This window comes from Caenimonas sedimenti (assembly GCF_007833165.1).
GTDB classification, from domain to species: domain Bacteria; phylum Pseudomonadota; class Gammaproteobacteria; order Burkholderiales; family Burkholderiaceae_C; genus Ramlibacter; species Ramlibacter sedimenti.
In genome coordinates this window covers 140,561-156,363 of sequence record NZ_VOBQ01000013.1, presented here as the reverse complement: position 1 = coordinate 156,363, position 15,803 = coordinate 140,561, and the positions used below count along the sequence as shown (strand labels likewise).

At 61.4% G+C, this 15,803-nt stretch carries 17 protein-coding genes; 14 read left to right on the top strand and 3 right to left on the bottom strand.

What is annotated here, in order from left to right; all coding sequences use genetic code 11:
* The first annotated feature begins 40 nt into the window (after positions 1 to 40).
* The 10 genes from FN976_RS16995 (at position 41) to FN976_RS16950 (ending at position 8,968) form a co-directional block, all read left to right on the top strand.
* Entirely contained in the window at positions 41 to 1,090 is a 1,050-nt protein-coding gene (locus FN976_RS16995) for an alpha/beta hydrolase family protein (RefSeq protein WP_255440518.1), read from the top strand.
* Between the two features lie 264 nt (positions 1,091 to 1,354).
* Positions 1,355 to 1,969, top strand: coding sequence for a type IV toxin-antitoxin system AbiEi family antitoxin domain-containing protein (locus FN976_RS16990; RefSeq protein WP_145894232.1), 615 nt, complete (start codon positions 1,355 to 1,357; stop codon positions 1,967 to 1,969).
* Positions 1,966 to 2,811, top strand: a complete 846-nt coding sequence (locus FN976_RS16985; RefSeq protein WP_145894231.1) for a nucleotidyl transferase AbiEii/AbiGii toxin family protein — start codon at positions 1,966 to 1,968, stop codon at positions 2,809 to 2,811. Before FN976_RS16990 ends, FN976_RS16985 begins: the two co-directional genes overlap by 4 nt.
* Positions 2,812 to 3,727: 916 nt before the next feature.
* Positions 3,728 to 5,140, top strand: coding sequence for a site-specific integrase (locus FN976_RS16980; RefSeq protein ID WP_145894230.1), 1,413 nt, complete (start codon positions 3,728 to 3,730; stop codon positions 5,138 to 5,140).
* Positions 5,141 to 5,177: 37 nt separating this feature from the next.
* Positions 5,178 to 6,221 (top strand): ParM/StbA family protein, encoded by a 1,044-nt coding sequence (locus FN976_RS16975; protein ID WP_145894229.1) that lies wholly within the window; start codon positions 5,178 to 5,180, stop codon positions 6,219 to 6,221.
* A 5-nt stretch (positions 6,222 to 6,226) separates the two neighbouring features.
* Positions 6,227 to 6,565, top strand: coding sequence for a hypothetical protein (locus tag FN976_RS16970; RefSeq protein WP_145894228.1), 339 nt, complete (start codon positions 6,227 to 6,229; stop codon positions 6,563 to 6,565).
* An 82-nt stretch (positions 6,566 to 6,647) separates the two neighbouring features.
* Positions 6,648 to 7,004: a hypothetical protein gene (locus FN976_RS16965; RefSeq protein WP_145894227.1), complete on the top strand. Its 357-nt coding sequence runs from the start codon at positions 6,648 to 6,650 to the stop codon at positions 7,002 to 7,004.
* 90 nt (positions 7,005 to 7,094) lie between these two features.
* A complete protein-coding gene (locus FN976_RS16960; RefSeq protein ID WP_145894226.1) occupies positions 7,095 to 7,412 on the top strand; it encodes a hypothetical protein in 318 nt (105 codons plus the stop codon).
* A 265-nt stretch (positions 7,413 to 7,677) separates the two neighbouring features.
* Positions 7,678 to 7,902, top strand: a complete 225-nt coding sequence (locus tag FN976_RS16955; RefSeq protein WP_222432832.1) for a DNA-binding protein — start codon at positions 7,678 to 7,680, stop codon at positions 7,900 to 7,902.
* A 124-nt stretch (positions 7,903 to 8,026) separates the two neighbouring features.
* Entirely contained in the window at positions 8,027 to 8,968 is a 942-nt protein-coding gene (locus tag FN976_RS16950; protein ID WP_186510928.1) for a PD-(D/E)XK nuclease-like domain-containing protein, read from the top strand.
* A gap of 489 nt (positions 8,969 to 9,457) precedes the next feature.
* On the opposite strand, the gene FN976_RS16945 is transcribed toward FN976_RS16950, so the two are convergent.
* Positions 9,458 to 9,916, bottom strand: a complete 459-nt coding sequence (locus tag FN976_RS16945) for a hypothetical protein (RefSeq protein ID WP_145894224.1) — start codon at positions 9,914 to 9,916, stop codon at positions 9,458 to 9,460.
* A 384-nt stretch (positions 9,917 to 10,300) separates the two neighbouring features.
* Here FN976_RS16945 and FN976_RS16940 point away from each other — a divergent pair, with 384 nt between their 5' ends.
* Genes FN976_RS16940 through FN976_RS16925 form a run of 4 tightly spaced genes read left to right on the top strand, consistent with a single transcriptional unit; the run spans position 10,301 to position 13,887 of the window.
* Entirely contained in the window at positions 10,301 to 11,569 is a 1,269-nt protein-coding gene (locus FN976_RS16940) for a nucleotidyltransferase domain-containing protein (RefSeq protein WP_145894223.1), read from the top strand.
* The gene (locus FN976_RS16935; RefSeq protein WP_145894222.1) at positions 11,566 to 12,078 is read left to right on the top strand and encodes a type II CBASS E2 protein; all 513 of its coding nucleotides are present in this window, start codon (positions 11,566 to 11,568) and stop codon (positions 12,076 to 12,078) included. The genes FN976_RS16940 and FN976_RS16935 overlap by 4 nt, the downstream gene beginning before the upstream one ends.
* On the top strand, positions 12,075 to 12,953 hold the full coding sequence (locus FN976_RS16930; RefSeq protein ID WP_145894221.1) for a nucleotidyltransferase domain-containing protein: 879 nt from the start codon (positions 12,075 to 12,077) through the stop codon (positions 12,951 to 12,953). The genes FN976_RS16935 and FN976_RS16930 overlap by 4 nt, the downstream gene beginning before the upstream one ends.
* A gap of 37 nt (positions 12,954 to 12,990) precedes the next feature.
* A complete protein-coding gene (locus tag FN976_RS16925) occupies positions 12,991 to 13,887 on the top strand; it encodes an S-4TM family putative pore-forming effector (protein ID WP_145894220.1) in 897 nt (298 codons plus the stop codon).
* A 21-nt stretch (positions 13,888 to 13,908) separates the two neighbouring features.
* Here FN976_RS16925 and FN976_RS16920 read toward each other — a convergent pair whose 3' ends face one another.
* Both FN976_RS16920 and FN976_RS29785 read right to left on the bottom strand, forming a co-directional pair.
* A complete protein-coding gene (locus FN976_RS16920; RefSeq protein WP_145894219.1) occupies positions 13,909 to 15,231 on the bottom strand; it encodes a type II toxin-antitoxin system HipA family toxin in 1,323 nt (440 codons plus the stop codon).
* Positions 15,228 to 15,512 (bottom strand): helix-turn-helix domain-containing protein, encoded by a 285-nt coding sequence (locus FN976_RS29785; protein ID WP_145894218.1) that lies wholly within the window; start codon positions 15,510 to 15,512, stop codon positions 15,228 to 15,230. The genes FN976_RS16920 and FN976_RS29785 overlap by 4 nt, the downstream gene beginning before the upstream one ends.
* Positions 15,513 to 15,803: the final 291 nt, after the last annotated feature.

Genomic DNA, 15,803 nt, shown 5'->3' with positions numbered 1-15,803 from the left:
CTCTCGCGCCACCTCGCACCCATCCAGCAAGGAGTTTTGAATGAAGAACCTGATTGCCGTCCTCGCGCTCGTCATTTGCTCTGTCGGGCATCCGCAACCGGCAGCGGATGTAGCAAGCATGGGCTTCTTGCAGCTGCCACAGTCCGACGGACATTCGACCACGGTGTTTTACCCGGCCTCGGGAGCCGAGGTTCCCGTCAGCCGGGGACCATTCAATCTCTCCTGGGTTCCTGATGGGGCGCCGCTCAAGGGCAACGGGCGTCTGGTGGTCATCTCGCACGGTTCTGGAGGCTCCCCCTGGGTGCATGTCGACCTTGCACGTGCTTTGGTGCGCCGTGGGTTCACAGTGGCGGTTCCACTGCATCAGGGCGACAACTACCTCGACCCCTCAGAGCCCGGGCCAGTAAGCTGGCGCAAGCGCCCGCTCGAGATCTCACAGGCGATCGACCGGGTTGGTCGATACGCGGCACTCGGAAACCAGCTCTCGCTGGATTCGGTGGGTGTCTTCGGAGGCTCTGCCGGCGGGCACACGGCACTGTCGCTGGCCGGGGGGCAGTGGTCCGACGAACGCTTCAAGGCGCATTGCAATCGAAACATCGAGGAGGACTTTTCCTCTTGCGTCGGGTTTATCACCCTGCTCAAGGGTAACGCCCTCGATCCGCTGAAGCTCTGGGCAGCGCGTCGTGTCATCGACTGGCGATTTTCCGACGCGACTGTGCATCACTATCACGACCCGCGCATCACAAGCACGGTGGCGATGGTTCCCTTCGCTGCAGACTTCATCCTCGAGTCTCTGGCCCGGCCCGCCGTCAAACTCGGCCTGGTGATCGCGCGAAAGGATGTGAACCAAGTTCCTCGCTTTCATGTTGAGAGCGTCGCCAAGACTTGCATCCCGCGTTGTGAGCTGGTCATGGACCTGCCGGAGGGCGGGCACGGCGCGATGCTCTCCCCCATGCCGCCGTTGGAACGCGGTAGCGTTGGCGAGCGCCTTTTGGCAGACCCGCCTTCGTTCAACCGCGAGCAGGCGATCGCCGATCTGAATGTCCGTCTTGCGGACTTCTTTGTCCGGCATCTGACGACGCAGCCCTAGCGCCGGGGCCGCTCGTTCGATGTTTGCCGTGTCGTGCGCCGTGGTGCTATTGGTCCAAGCGCCCTCACCGCTTCGGCTCCGTGCTTTGTATCGGAGCGGGCGTCAGGGGACGGCCGAAGTATGAGAGACAAGCGGTAGTCACGTTCCGCGGCATTCCAGAGCGTCGGTCAGACGGTCCGGCTCGTCCATTGGAATGTTGAGTGGAGTTGTTGCATATGCTATGCTTTTATCAACAAAGGCATAGAATTAAGAACGGCACGCGCCGTGGCACCAGCACACCGCACTCACGAACAATCGCTGCTTCGGCTTGCCAGGCGCCGCCCGCTCCTTCGCTCGCGGGATGTCATGGCGGCGTCGATACCCACGTCGGTTCTCAGCCGCCTTGTCACTGCCGGGAAGCTGAAGCGCGTTGGTCGGGGTGTCTACAGCCTGCCCAACCAGCCCATCACGGAACACCAGTCACTCGCTGAAGTGGCCCTTCGGGTCCCCCAAGGTGTCGTCTGCCTTGTCTCAGCCCTGCGTTTTCACGGAATCGGCACCCAGGCTCCCTTCGAAGTCTGGCTCGCGATCCCCAAGAATCTGCCCGTTCCTCGCATCGACCAACCCTCGCTTCGCCCGGTCCGCATGTCCGGCACGGCACTGGCCGAAGGCATCGAACGCCACGTCATCGAAGGCGTTCCGGTCCAGGTATTCAACGTGGCCAAGACCGTGGCCGACTGCTTCAAGTACCGCAACAAGATCGGGATCGACGTGGCACTGGAGGCGCTGCGCGAAGGCTGGGCCCAACGCAAATTCCGGATGGACGACCTCTGGCACTACGCGACTGTCGACCGCGTTTCGAACGTCATCCGTCCGTATCTCGAGAGCGTCACTGCATGAGCAAGAACCCCGCAGCGTCGATCCGGGCGCAATTGAAGAATCACGCCGACGCGACCAAGCAGGACTTCAACCTGGTCCTCACCCACTTCGGGCTGGAGCGCGTGCTGTACCGGCTCTCGGTCTCACCCCACGCCGGAAACTACCTCCTGAAGGGGGCCCTGCTCTTCTCGCTCTGGTACGACCTGCCCAAGCGCCCCACCCGGGATGCGGACCTGCTCGGGTTCGGCGCAGCAGACACGGCCACGGCCATTGCCGTGTTCAAGGAAATTTGCCGAATCGACGTGGCGGACGGCATGGTGCTTGACCCCGTCTCCGTGAAGGGTGCCGAAATCCGGAAGGAAGCTGGGTATGGCGGGGTCCGGATCGACCTGGTCGGCAGGCTGGACAGCGCCCGCATTCCCTTGCAGATCGACATTGGTTTCGGCGATGCAGTAAGTCCCGGGCCAGAGTCCGTCACCTATCCCGTGTTGCTCCAGGACTTGCCGGCCCCGTTGCTGCGCGCGTATCCGAAGTACACGGTCATCGCCGAGAAGTTCCATGCCATCTGCTTGCTCGGGATGGCGAACACACGGATGAAAGACTACTTCGACCTGTCCATCCTCCTCTCGGAAGGCGACATCGAGCCGTTCCAACTGCGAACTGCCATTGAGGCAACATTTGCGCGCCGCAAGTACCGTCTCCCTGAAGGCGTACCCCTGGGATTGGCCGATGCCTTCGCCGTCGACGCCATCAAGCAGCGGCAGTGGATGGCCTTCCTCCAGAAGAACAGGCTCCATGCGCAGGACCTGACAGACACCATCCGGGCGATTCGCGAATCGCTCATCAAGATGGGCGTTCTTTGATGGCACGAATGTCGCCTTGTCCGTGCCACCAGGCCGACGCTCGGTCCTTCAGTGGCATTCACGTGGCACGAGCGGAGCGCCCTTCGCACCAACAGCACCGTCGCGCGTAGTTCCTCAAACCGGTACGCTTCCTGCCCGAAAACGGTTTCGGCTGGCTTTCAACTGTTGCTTCAATCACGCTTCAAGCGTTGAACCCGCTCGCAAGTCATTGTTGGAGTTGGACTTTCTGAACACTCTGTTTTGAATGAATGCGCGAAACGCGCCCGGCGTGGTCGCCATCGGTTGCGCCGCCCCAGGGCAGTACCCACAATAGCGCTGCTTCCCCAAGGGAATAGCAGGCCAAGCGCCCGCAATCAACGCACCTCACCTGCCGCAAAGCGCGCTTGAGGCAACCGCCGGCTCTCTCGAGCCACGCGCAACAAGCCGGAGTCCAACTCCGCGTATCCATCAGGGGCCGTACGGCCTCAAGCAACCTGTCACCGCCGCGGGCCGCCAAGCCCGCCCCGCATCTGCTGATGCAACGGTGAATCCACTTCGTTCCAGCCTGTTTGGCTGCACGCATGGCACCGCGCGATGTCGCGGCTCGGCGCAGTTGCGCCGCCATGTGACGACCCAAACAGATGGCCCAGGCGTCGAAGTCCGCCCGGGAAGAAGTCGGCATGAAAGCGGCGTCTCAAACGCCGCTGGGTAGCCACCCTCTTGGCTCCGTCGGCAGATCCGACGGTCACCCGCTTGCCCTTACAGGCTGGCAGCCCGCATCGCGGGCGGCGTCGCAGGCTCAGTCCACTGCGAATGCCGGGACTGGTTGCTAAAGCTCCTGGACGAACAGGCTTCATCCGTTGGCAAATTTGTAGCGCACCGCCCCAAGGCGGCGAAACCCATAGACACGCCGCCATGCGGCAAGGAGAGATATCAAATGGAGAACGAATTCGACAAGAAGAGCAACCGCAAGCGCCGTCGCAAAGCGCGCGGCGGCGGGAAGCTGCGGCCCTTCGTCCGGCAGGCGTTGAGTCAGCATCCGGGCGATCCGCACCGCCAGATCAGCTTCATCTTGAGGGAAGCGAGCATCCCTGCGGCCTTCGGCCGAGAGAGGCCGGTGAGTGACAAGACGCTCAGCGACTACCGCGATGAGCTCCATCGCGCCATCCTGATCCTGAAGAAGGTCCGGGCGGGCATCCAGAACATCGACACGCTGGGTCGCAAGCACGTGATCGCACTTTGCCGACACTGGGAAAACGAAGGGCTGGAAGAGAAGACCATCCATAAGTACGTCAGCACCCTGCGCCGCTTCCTGGAGTTGATGGGCAAGTTTGGCGCTGTGCCGGTGGGATTCGACTGGCGTGAGATCTTGCGCGCCAATGGAGTGACGGCGGGCACCGGGAGCTGCTCTCTGCTGCCTGAATTCCCGAAAGGTTGGCGGCACCAAGGCGTTGACCCTGTCCCGCTCATCGACGCGATTCGTGCCGAGGAACCGGTGGTGGGTGCCCAACTCGACATGCAACTGCATTTCGCATTGCGGGCCAACGAGTCCACGCAGATCATCCCGGAGGACAGCGACAAGGGCGACCACATCATCGTGTGGCGTGGCACCAAGGGCGGCAAGGAGCGCGTCGTGATGTTCAGCGCCGATCCGGCGACCGCCGCCACGCAACGGGCGGTGCTGGAACGCGCCAAGGAACTGGCCCGTCTGCATCCCAAGCGGTGCCTGGGAATCCCCGGATTCACCCTGCGAGAGATGAAGAACCGGATGCTCTACGTCGTCCGAAAGCATGGGGTGCACCGCAAGGGGCTCGGCATCACCATGCACGGACTGCGTCACCAATTCGCGTGCGATCTCTTCACGCAAGTGTCCGGCCTGCCTGCGCCGATCCTGGGCCGCGTTGCCGGCGCGGAGTACGAAGAGAACGCTGAACTCGTCCGCCTGGCGTTGACGCAGGTCGCCCGCCAACTGGGCCACGAGCGCGCTCCGATCGCCTGTGCGTACGTCGGCAGCGCCAAAGTGCAGTCCGGACGCTCCGCTCGGTTGCTGAAGGATTGGCTCTGCCAGTTGTCTGCAAGGGCCACCTCCTTCCGCGCGGCGGGCATCGCGGAGGCTTGGATCGTTGGACATTGCACCCAGGGGGTGAGGCCGCGAGTCGATAGCGCGATGCGGATCGCGGTGCGCTACACCGACCAGGTGTCCGGGTCTGAGGAGGACGATTACCTGCGCGCATTTGCAATCGACGCCCATTTGTCCCTCGAACTCTTCACGAGCCTGGGCTTCAACGTGTGCATCGAACCGTGGCGGAGCTCCGGCCGGCCGCTCGACGGCGTCGAGATTCTGATCTGACCTTCAAGGGGAACACCAAATGAAATCAAATCCTGTCGTGGTCGGCGCACGCGCAATCGATGTCGGCTACTTCAATGTGAAGCACACGCACGGGCGATCTGGCGGCGCCGATGGAATGCTCCAAGTCGCGAGCTTCCCTTCGGTCGCTCCGGTGTTGAAGTCCGGCACGGCGCGCAAAGCGGAGGACGAACAACAGCCGCAAGGCTGCGTGGTCCCCGTCAACGGCGTTAGCTACTTCGTCGGTCCCGGCGCGCCGCAGCGCGGTAGCGGCCTGGAAAGCCGCATCGTGGCGGAGGACTATGCCGCCAGCGACAAGTACCTGGCGCTGCTGCGAGGCGCGCTCTGGCGAATTGCGGATGGCGCCAATGCCGGCACGGAGCTGGTCGTTCGCAGGCTGGCGCTTGGCCTGCCACTCACCACCTACTTTGAGGCGAACGAATTGCTTGCGCAGCGAGCCGCCGGAGAGCACCTGATCGGGCCGGAGGGCAACCAGCGCCGTGTCGTCGTCGAGAAGGTCCGCGTCGTCGTGCAGCCACAAGGCGCGATCATCAATTTCGGCTTCCTGAACGGCGGCAAGCCGCTACAGGGGCTGACCATGGTGATCGACCCGGGCGGCGGCACCCTGGATTGGTATCTGTCGGAGGGCACGGTGCCCTATTGGGAGCGCTCCGGTGCGTACCCCAAGGCGATGCTCGCCTGTGCCTACGCCGTTGCCGACCGCATCAATCCTCGTTGGCGGAACCAAGCGGCCATCATCGACCGCATCGACCAGGCCATCCGGGAGCAGAAGCCCAGCTTCGCCGTGCAAGGGGAGCACTACCCCATGGCCGAGTACCGCAGGGCTGTCGACCAGATCCTGGACGAGGCGATCGACCAGATGCTCACCATGGTCGGCAGCGTCGATGACGTGGACCAGATTCTGTTCACCGGCGGCGGTGCGGGCGTCCTCTCATCCCACCTCTACAAGCGCCTGCCGAAGGTAAAAAAGATCTCCAGGATCGATGCGGATCCGGTTTTCTCGAACGTGCGCGGCTTCCACGTGGTGGCGGAGCACGACCTTGCGGCCTCCAAGAGCTGGTAGCGAGCATGGCTTCCGCCGGCATCGGGAAACGCCTGCAGCACCGCGTATCCATCGATGCGAGCATGGGTGAGGTCTACGAGTGGCTCGCGTCGTTGGACGTGGCGACGCGGTCACGCGAGGTCTTGTACCTGGTCCGGCTGGGCGCCGAGATTCATCTCGGCCGCCGCTCAGTGCAGCTGGCCGTCGGGGGTGACTTGCGACTTCAGATTCCCGAGGAGCGTCGTCCCACCATCGCGACGCCGCCATCAGGCGATGACGGAGTGGTTGCCAGTACCGTCGCGTCTCGCATGGCGGGTTGGGACCTCGGCGCGATCTGTACTCCGCCGGCGAGAGCGTCCAAATGATCGAGTGCACTTGAAACTCGGAGACGCGCGGGTAGAAGAGTTGATACCCCGCAATCGCGGGGCAACTCTATCGAAAGACCGCATGCGCAATCTCTTCTACAGAACTCTTGGCGGCCTCGGCGTTGCAGTCTACCTTCGGCATCTCGTGTTCGGGCTCATCTTCCCAGCCCTGCTCTACTACGACCACAGGAACAAGATTGACCAGGTGACGCTGCAAAGCTACCTGCTCGTCATTGGGAACTGCGTGCTCTACCCCTATGCACGGTTTGCCTATGAACGCGTGATCAACTTCATCCTCGGCGACAACTTCTTCCTGGTGAACGCTGGGCTCATGTTGTTCACGAAGCTCATCACGATGGCGATCTGCTGGACGCTGGCGATCTTCATGGCGCCGATCGGCTTGCTGTTCCTCTTCTTCCTGACGGACAGCGACAGCTGATCGCTTGCTCCATGGAGTCGAGTTGACAACCGCTCCTCTTGTGAAAGGCTGGTCAGGCAACAACACAAGGAACGACACATGACCCGATCCATGACCAACAAGAAGGCAGCCTGCCGCGCCCGGTGGCGACAGACCCGCGCCGCCAGCCGGCACTGGCTTCTCGACGCGATCTACGGTCGCGAGCTCCTCAAGGACAAGCTGCGCCACGCAAGGCCGGACCTGAAGGTTCCGTTCTGGCGCGACGGGTGGGAGCTGGACCCGCTACTGGAGCAGCAGGTCCACGCGCTCGGGCTCCGGGAATGGCCACGGCCGGAGGGGCTGGTGCAACACTTGGCCTATCTCCGAGCTGTCCTCAGGATGGCCACGGCCGTTCACTTCCGACGCCCTGTCCCGCATTGGGGCAGCTGACTGGTCGCGATCGGTTGCGCCAACTGAAACCACGCGCTAAATTTCGCATGCGCCCCAGCCTTTGGGGCGAGAAGGTCTTGTACCTTCATCTCGAGAAGCATGCAGGAAGCGGTGTCGGCCGAATCCTGCATCGCAAGCACACGATGGACGCGGCATTCGGCTGCTGTTCGAGCAAATCAGCGGGGCAACAGCCCCAATCACCCTCCTCCTTCAAATGCCGCCTCATCGTCGGCGGCGTACTTCCATTTTTCGAAAGGCATCGATCATGAATTCCTCCACCCCCGACGTGTCCATCAACAGGCCTCGCTTCCCCCATCTTGCCGAAGAGGTCAAGACCCACGTTCCCACCGCACAAGCGGCCTTCTACTTGAATCGCATGAGCCAAACGCTCCGGGTCTGGGCCTGCTACCAGAATGGTCCTATCCGGCCGGTGCTGGTGCACGGGCGGCTCGCCTGGCCCGTTGCGGAGATCCGGCGACTGCTGCAATGAGATCGCGCCAAGCCGGGTGGGCCCGCCCACTCGGCTTGCTTCAGTCTTCCCTTCTCCGCACATGACGCCACAGCTTCTTGACGCACCACAGATCCATGCTTCCATAGCTCGAAGGAGCACAAGAATGGATACCTGGATATCGCTGGCGGAAGCCTTTGAGGGCGTGACAGCTCTCACGCAGTTCACCCCCGCAATCTACGAGAGCCGTGAAGGCTGTGGGTCGCAGAGCGTGATGTTCCCAACCCTTCCGAATAGCATCTACCACGCCGATCGCGACGCATTGAGCTGTTCGATGCTGAAGCCCTTGTTGGTCTCGCCTGCCCACTTTCAGGCGTCGCTGGTGCAGCCCAGCACTTCGACAGCTGCGAAGAATTTTGGCTCCCTCGTGCACATGCTGCTGCTGGAGCCGCAGAACGTCTCGAATGAGCTGGCCGTGTACCCTGGCGTTGGATCTGGCCGCGACCGGGACTTCAAGATCTTCCTGAGCAACAATGCGCACCGGCTCGCCGTGGATGAACCGACCTTCGATGCGGCGAGACGGCTCGCCGACAAGGTCGCCAACTCGCGCCTTCGAGGCCGACGGGTCGGGCACTTTCTTGAGGAGTCGATGTGTGAATGCAGCATCTACTTCACCGAGCCGGTCACAGGTTTGCGGCTGCGGGTCCGCTTCGATGCCTACCACCCCGACTTCAGCTTCGACCTCAAGACCACGCGCCAGGCCAGCGCAACGGCCTTTTGCCGGGACGCCATCGACTTCGGCTATGACCTGCAGGCTTACATGTACAGCCTGGCACGCGCAGCTTTCGAAGGAACAGCGGTGTTCCCTCCCTTCGTCTTCATCACCGCGGAGACCTCGGCGCCGCACTCAGTCTGCACGCACGTGGCGGGGGCGACCTTTCTTGAGAATGGCCAAGCCAAGCTCCAGGAGTGTCTGGCGACATTCAAGGCCTGCACCAGCGTCGGACACTGGCCGGATTTGAGCTGCCATTCCACGCTGGAGATAGTCCACTGGCAACAGTTCACGCCTGGGCAGGAGTGGCGTGGGGGAGCTGAGGACGGTCAATAGCCCGGTCGCTTGGCTACACCGTGGCTACACCGCCCGGTGCACCGGGGCCGGGACCTGAAATGAGGAGCAACGCGTGCGCAAGAACTCGCGACCGCTGACGGATCAGTAAGTAATCGGCAGCGGATGGGTACTCCGTTGGTCGGACCGGCAGCCAATTCATGCAGGTCACCGCGTCATGCGCTGCGCCCAACCTCCGAGGTACGCCAGGCTGGCGCCCAAGACAAGAGACGCCGCAATCAGCGAGAAGCCAATCCCAGTTTCTGGGATGAACCAAGTCGGAAAGCCGGGGTATGCCTATGCGAGCGTGCCCGGGGTTTCGATGTCGGCCCGCGCGCCGATACGCGTCGCCCTCGCAAGGCCCTTGGAGAGTTGCCAGCCCAGACCTCCCAGAGCCAACGATGCGCTGACCACTGCGCCACCGAGCGCTCGGCATGGGCCCGGAAAGGTCAAGACGAGCATCCAAATTCTTTCCACGGTCCTCCCCCTTCTCTAATTCGCCTTGCGCACCCGCGACGAAATGACCTCAGGTGCAAGCGGAAGAATTCCCTGGCCGCCGTATGACAGGTAATCGTCCACCTTCTCGAAGATCGGACCCAAGGCGACCACGAGCCCCTCTTTCTCTGTAATGGACCGATCGAGGTACTCCACCGTTGAAGGATCGATCGAGATCACCAGCCTCGCCTTGCGGCTCGCCTCCTTGGGGCCGCTGAGCGCCGCGCGCAGTGGCTCCCCCAAGACCGATAGCGCCGCGCGCCGTAGACCGAGTCGGCTCTCGAGCGTTTGTGTGACGCTTAGCACCACCAAATCGTGCGGCGTGAATTGTCTGGCCACCCTGGGCGCGGCCTTCTCCTCCCTGTATGGCCACAGCACTTTGAGCGTCGCGTGCAATTCATCGCGTGTGTAGCCTGACACCGCGCAAACATCGGTGGCCGTCAGTCTTCGCGGCATAAACCCTCCTAGCGGTGGACCGTGCGTCGAGCTTGCCATCTTCTGCGCGACTTCGGCGCAAATCTGCGTAAAATGCTCGCAGTACTGCCTGAGAACGTCGCATCTCGGCGACATGGCGCCAGGTTGCGGGGATTTGTCAGGAGATACACGCTGAACCACTACCTGTAGCGTCTTGCACATAGGCAAGACCCTAGATATAGTGGTCCCTTGGCCCGTCAAAAGGTCAAAAAAGAAACCACCAGGGCTGGACGCCACTGGTGGTTTCGGAAGCCTAGCTAAAAGCCAGACGCATTTACAACCTGCAGTGTGCCATACGCACCTGCGGAGTCCAACAAGAGAAGGCTGCGGTTTCCATGGATGGGCGTCCATGCAAAGGAGCTCGCGATGAACCGCGACAGCCTTCCCTTGCCGCCGTCGCGCCGCAGCATTTCCGAGCGCGCTTCGGGGCAGTTTTTCCGTTTGGCCAGTGTCATTGCGGGCGTTTTCGTGCCCACGGACAAGCAGTTGGAGTCCCTGGACGACCGATACGCTGCGATCGGCACCTACCTGGTCAATTCCCCCGAGTTCGGTGCCCTCACGACCGAAGTGCACGGGCACGGCAGCCGGCAGATCGGAACGCTGGTTCGGCCGCTCCACGTCCGCGAGCTTGGCTACGACGTCGACGCCATCCTGCTCTTGAAGAGCGAGGCGCTGCAGCTGTACGCGGGATCGGCAGGTGCGCGGCGGCTGATCAACGATCTTCACAAGGTGCTGGAGCGCTACGCCAAGCAGTACGACCTTCTGATCGACAAGTGGGATCGCTGCGTCACCCTTACCTACGCCGATGGCGTCCGGGTGGACGTAGCTCCGGTGATCGCGCACCCCCTCGTCGCGGTCGCCTCTGGCGACACTCATGGCCTGATCCCCGACCGTTCGCTGCAGCTCTACGTCCCGACCAATCCGCGGGGCCTGGAGCGCGCGTTCAATGACGCTGCAAAGATCCATGCCGTGTTCACCCGCGTGCTGCAAGAAGCGCTGTCTGCCGAGACGGTAGCGCGCGGAGACGTGGCGCCCTTGCCTGATTCAAACGTGGTTTCCCAGCGGCTCCTGAGCATCTTTGTCCAGTTGATGAAGGTCCACCGCAACCTCATGTTCGGCGCGCCGCAGGACGGGCAGGAGGACTTTGCACCCACTTCGGTGTTCTTCACCACCCTGGCCGCCGCCGCCTATACCCTGCGCGCCCCGCAGCCGCACGACACGCCGCTGGACCTGCTGCTCGACGTCTTCGAGACCATGCCGCTTTGCTTCCAGCGCGAGCACCTCGGCGGCGGACGGCAGCGCTGGCAGCTGCCAAATCCCTGCGCACCTGGGGACGATCTGGCGGCATCCATGAATACTCCGCAGAAGCAGGCCGCATTCCAGCAATGGCATTCACGCTTCTCCGAGGACATTGGAGCATTGCTCGACAGCATCGAGCAACGAGCTGGCAACGTCGAGACCGAGCGGCTGGTGGAAGGCGCATTTGGCTCACGCGCGGCCAGTGCCGTGCACGCGGCCTCTGCGCCCCAGGCGCCGACTCGCCAGGCGGGCCGTTCGGTGGTGTTCGGTACCACCGCTGGCACCTTGATTAGCCTGCCCGCCAAGGCGAACACCAATTTTGGGTCGCCGCGGTGAACCACTACCTGAAGCCGCCCGTCCCGACCCTCGCACAGCGCGCGTTGGAACTGCGCCGGATCGGAATCCCCGGATCTCGTGTCGTCTTCTGCGGCGGCAAGATGCTGCGCTACCACTTCAGCATCACGCCGGGCGACAACGGCCGCCTCTACGACTGCGTTCTGGAGGTGACGCCCGGGGAGGAACGCACGCCTCGAATGTTCGTCATGAAGCCTGACTTGGTGGAACTCGCCGGCGGGCGGCGTCCTCTGCACCTCTACGACCACGATGGCCCTGGCTTCTTGCTGTGCCTCTGGTGGCCGAAAAACGCGGAATGGGACCCGCGCCACAAGTTGATCGACAGCTACATCCCGTGGACGGCCGAGTGGCTCTGGTACTACGAAGAGTGGGTGCGGGGCGGAAAGTGGTTGGCGGGCGGCGCCCACCCAATTCGTGTGCCACGTCGGTGGGGACACGGCCGATATCGGCAGGCCGCGTCGGTGGAGTTGGAAGAAGGAGTCATTCCATGAGAATTCAGGCCCCGCCCCAATTCAATCTTCAGGCTTTGGCTAGCCGGATCCAGCCTCAAGAGGCCGCGCTTAGCGCCGCCCGGTCGCATCGCGGTTCGGTCCGCCTTCGTTTGGCCAAGACCTTTCAGGTTGCGAACGCCACTTCCATGGGAAGCCATGCCCGACAGACCGCCGTGCATCGCTACAGCGACCTGGACTTCATGGTGCAGTTCCGCAAGGACGAGTTCTTCTGGGGCGGCCGCCTCGTGTCTTCGGACACGATCCTGGATCGCCTCCTCAACGACTTGCGTGAGCGGTTCCCCAACACGTCGATCAGGCGCGACATCGTGGCTGCCTCGCTGGATTTCTCGTCCGGTCAGAGCTTGGATGTGGTTCCGGCGCGCTTCGATTCATTTTCCGAGAGCAGGCCCGTCTACCTCATTCCGGACGGCACGGGAGGCTGGCTTCGCACCAGCCCACAGGCGCACGATCAGTATTTCGAAGTCGCCCACGAGCGCAGCGGCCGCAAGCTCCGGCGCGTGTCGCAATTGCTCAAGTGGTGGAAGCACGGTCGGGAACAGGCCCTGCCTATTCGCAGCTTCTATATCGACATGGTCTTGGCCAGCACCGATGTTGCAGGCGTCGCCAGGACCTACGGCACCTGCCTGAGAGACTTCTTCGAGCACCTGCTGGCGACCGAGTGTCGCCCCATCCACGATCCTTGCGGGATCGCAGGTCGCATCTCCGCAAATGAAACCTACGCCCAGCTCTCGACGCTGAATCGGGCCGCCCAGTTCGCCCAGATGCATGCGCGCTCGGCTCTCGCGGCGGAAGCCAAGCGCGACTTCCCTGAGGCCAATCGACAGTGGAGTCTGGTCTTCAATGGCAGCTATTAAGAAAATCGCGGCAGGAAGCGCTCCGCCGCGGGGCACCATGAACGACATCCCCGTGGATCAAGATCGACCGGAGATGATCGATCTGCTCCGGGCTCGCGATCGTGTGTACCGGCATGCAAAATGGCTGCAAGGGTCGTATGTCGTCTCCACCATCGTCATCGCGATCGGCGGCACGATCGCCTCCATCGACCACAAGCCCATCTTTGGCTTGCTGGGGATCATCGCCATGCTGTTGGATGTCAGCTTCCTCGACCAGTACCTCAAGAAATTGTGCAAGCTGGGAGCCAGGCTTGCCGAGGAATTCGACACTGGGGTGCTGAAGCTCCCAGCCAATCCGTTCGTTGCAGAAAAGCCCGTGCCACCAGAGGACATCCGGCTGCACTCGGTCAAGGCCCTTGAGGCCCAGCGCGAAAGACAGTTCACCGCTTGGTACGAGGTCTGCGTCGGCGAGGTGCCGCTCGCTGTGGGGCGATTGATTTGTCAGCGCCTGAATGGAGCGTATGACTCAGCGTTGCGCAAGAATTTCTCTGGTTGGCTCGTGTTCCTGGGCGTCGTTCCGATCGTGGGTGTGTTCCTTGTGGGGACGGTACTGAAGCTGGGCGTGGAAGATGTTGTCGTGATCCTTGCTGCACTCATGCCCGCACTGAACTGGGCACTGAGGGAAGCGCGTAAGCATCTGGACATAGCAGCGCAACAGGAAAAGCTGCGGTCGGAGTTCGACCGAGTCTGGGCACGTGCGCTCGCTGGTGCCGACGAGCAGGAACTGGAGCACGCGTCAAGGCAGTTGCAGGACGCCATCTATCACTATCGCGCCAGTACAACTCTTATCTTCGATTGGTTCTATCAACGCAAGCGTCCCGTCAACGAAGATATGGCAGCGCACGTAGCCCGCAGGCTGGTGGATCACTATCTGCGTGCGCGACAAACCCTGTAGGTCCGCCGCCTGCACGATCATTCACCTTTCGCCAAGTAGCGGCGATCTTCCAATCTTCTTGGGCTTAGGCGGCTTGGGAGGATCAATGTCCGCCCATCCAGCTTCTTCAATCTTGTCTGACAGCGTGGGCAGGCTCCATGTCTTTTGAAGCCTGAGAGAATTTAGACCTTCATTCCACGCATGAAGCATTCGAGGCCCGATTGCGCCAAAGGCAGGATAGTCTCTGGCGGCTTGGACGACGCGTGGCGCGATCGTGACCACCGCGTCGGAAATCTTTTCAATTCTCTGGTACACGTCCGCGGGCTTGAGCCCACACCAAAGACCCAAGAAAAGTTCGAGCGACTTTCCCGGCAACCATGTCTTGCGCCCATTCACGGCCATACCTGGCGGGTTTCTGGCGTAGTCGTCATAGACGGTGATTGTGAGCATGTCATACACGGGCGCGAGCCAAATCTCACTCGAGCCTTTGTACAGAAGAGCAATATTTTTCGTGTGGCAATCGGCATTCCTAGTCACATAGGTCAACAACAGCAGGTCAGCCAATCGAGAAAGGGCTGCGTTTTGTTGAGCTGGGTCTACCACTACCTCCTTGATTCGCTTTGCAACTCGCTCCCAAGTAGATTCGTACTTCTGCTCGGGTCGTAGCAGCAACAAGCTGCAAAGGTCTTCCATGCCCAGTCGCGTTACGCCGTCCTCTTCGTAGTCGAATCGGTGAACAACCAGCGCCTGTCCGTCGTCGGATACTTCTGTTTTGGCGGTCTCAATGCCAGCCACGCGCGCAACCTCCATGCATAGGTGCTCATTTAGAGCAACGCCCGGAAGCCGCGAAGTCGTTCCCTTGACGATGAACTTTTCTGTTGCCAACGTCCCCTTGCCATATTCATCTAAGGTATTGGGTGCGAGGAACTTGGGTACAACCCCGGAAACTCCGGACACTGCGTATCGCCTGACGAGTTCTACGAAGGCCTCTTCTGAATTGTCGCCCTGAAGAATTTCACCGACTTCAAACGACATAGGGGGTGCTTTCGGGTCAGCATCTGGAGCCGCGACTTTGACCCGCCCGATGGAGTTTCGCCCCACAACCGCCAAGAGACTCAACGGTGATGCCCCAATGTGCGGTCCAAGCTGCTCCTGGAGCGTGGAGAGTAGAAAGCCCTCTGGAAGATTCATGCGAAAGATCGGGTGCAGTTCCGGGTAGAGGTAAGACTCGGTTCGGAGCGGCATCAACAGCGAAACAAATCGATCTGGTGGCACCTCTGGGTGATATGTCAGCACATGCTTGAACCCGTCAGGCGAATCTAGAGTCGCTACTGGTTGGTCGTGAACAAATACGGTGAGTTTCAAAGCTTGCTCGCACGCTCAGCTTCTAGCTGCTTTTCCCGAAGAGCATCGTCCAGAGTAAAGCTCGTGTTCAATGGAACAAAGCTGACTCCATGACCAAGCAGCTCTAGGAGTCGTAGGAGCTTTCTCGACCCGAACTCAGAGACCTGCCCGGTTTCAAACCTCGCCAGAGTTGATTGCGCTAGGCCCGCGAGCGCACCAAGCTCGCGCTGAGTAAGTCCTTTTTGCCTGCGAAGTTCGGCAACTTGACGTCCTAGTGATGAAAGGTCGGAAAGATGCTGCATTTGCTATCAAGTCAGATGTCCACTGAACTCCGAAGGGGCCACCGGGAGCGCTAGAAAACTTGATGGCGCTCCTCACGTGGGAACGAATAAATGCGCCAGCCAACTATAGCAAATACAGCATCAACCGTCTAGGCTATTGAAATGAAAGGACCTGGGGATTGTGGCCCACCTGATGACAAATACAGCATAATTGAATCTTGTCTCGAATAATCCATTCGGCCTACTAATCGGCTCACCCTCACTGGGTATATATACCCAGTGAGGGTGAGCCGAATTGCAGCCCAAAAGCAT

Coding starts and splice junctions, on each gene's coding strand:
- FN976_RS16995 (WP_255440518.1), top strand. CDS start 41: ATGAAGAACCTGATTGCCGTCCTCGCGCTCGTCATTTGCTCTGTCGGG.
- FN976_RS16985 (WP_145894231.1), top strand. CDS start 1,966: ATGAGCAAGAACCCCGCAGCGTCGATCCGGGCGCAATTGAAGAATCAC.
- FN976_RS16980 (WP_145894230.1), top strand. CDS start 3,728: ATGGAGAACGAATTCGACAAGAAGAGCAACCGCAAGCGCCGTCGCAAA.
- FN976_RS16970 (WP_145894228.1), top strand. CDS start 6,227: ATGGCTTCCGCCGGCATCGGGAAACGCCTGCAGCACCGCGTATCCATC.
- FN976_RS16965 (WP_145894227.1), top strand. CDS start 6,648: ATGCGCAATCTCTTCTACAGAACTCTTGGCGGCCTCGGCGTTGCAGTC.
- FN976_RS16960 (WP_145894226.1), top strand. CDS start 7,095: ATGACCAACAAGAAGGCAGCCTGCCGCGCCCGGTGGCGACAGACCCGC.
- FN976_RS16955 (WP_222432832.1), top strand. CDS start 7,678: ATGAATTCCTCCACCCCCGACGTGTCCATCAACAGGCCTCGCTTCCCC.
- FN976_RS16950 (WP_186510928.1), top strand. CDS start 8,027: ATGGATACCTGGATATCGCTGGCGGAAGCCTTTGAGGGCGTGACAGCT.
- FN976_RS16945 (WP_145894224.1), bottom strand. CDS start 9,916: ATGCCGCGAAGACTGACGGCCACCGATGTTTGCGCGGTGTCAGGCTAC.
- FN976_RS16940 (WP_145894223.1), top strand. CDS start 10,301: ATGAACCGCGACAGCCTTCCCTTGCCGCCGTCGCGCCGCAGCATTTCC.
- FN976_RS16930 (WP_145894221.1), top strand. CDS start 12,075: ATGAGAATTCAGGCCCCGCCCCAATTCAATCTTCAGGCTTTGGCTAGC.
- FN976_RS16925 (WP_145894220.1), top strand. CDS start 12,991: ATGAACGACATCCCCGTGGATCAAGATCGACCGGAGATGATCGATCTG.
- FN976_RS29785 (WP_145894218.1), bottom strand. CDS start 15,512: ATGCAGCATCTTTCCGACCTTTCATCACTAGGACGTCAAGTTGCCGAA.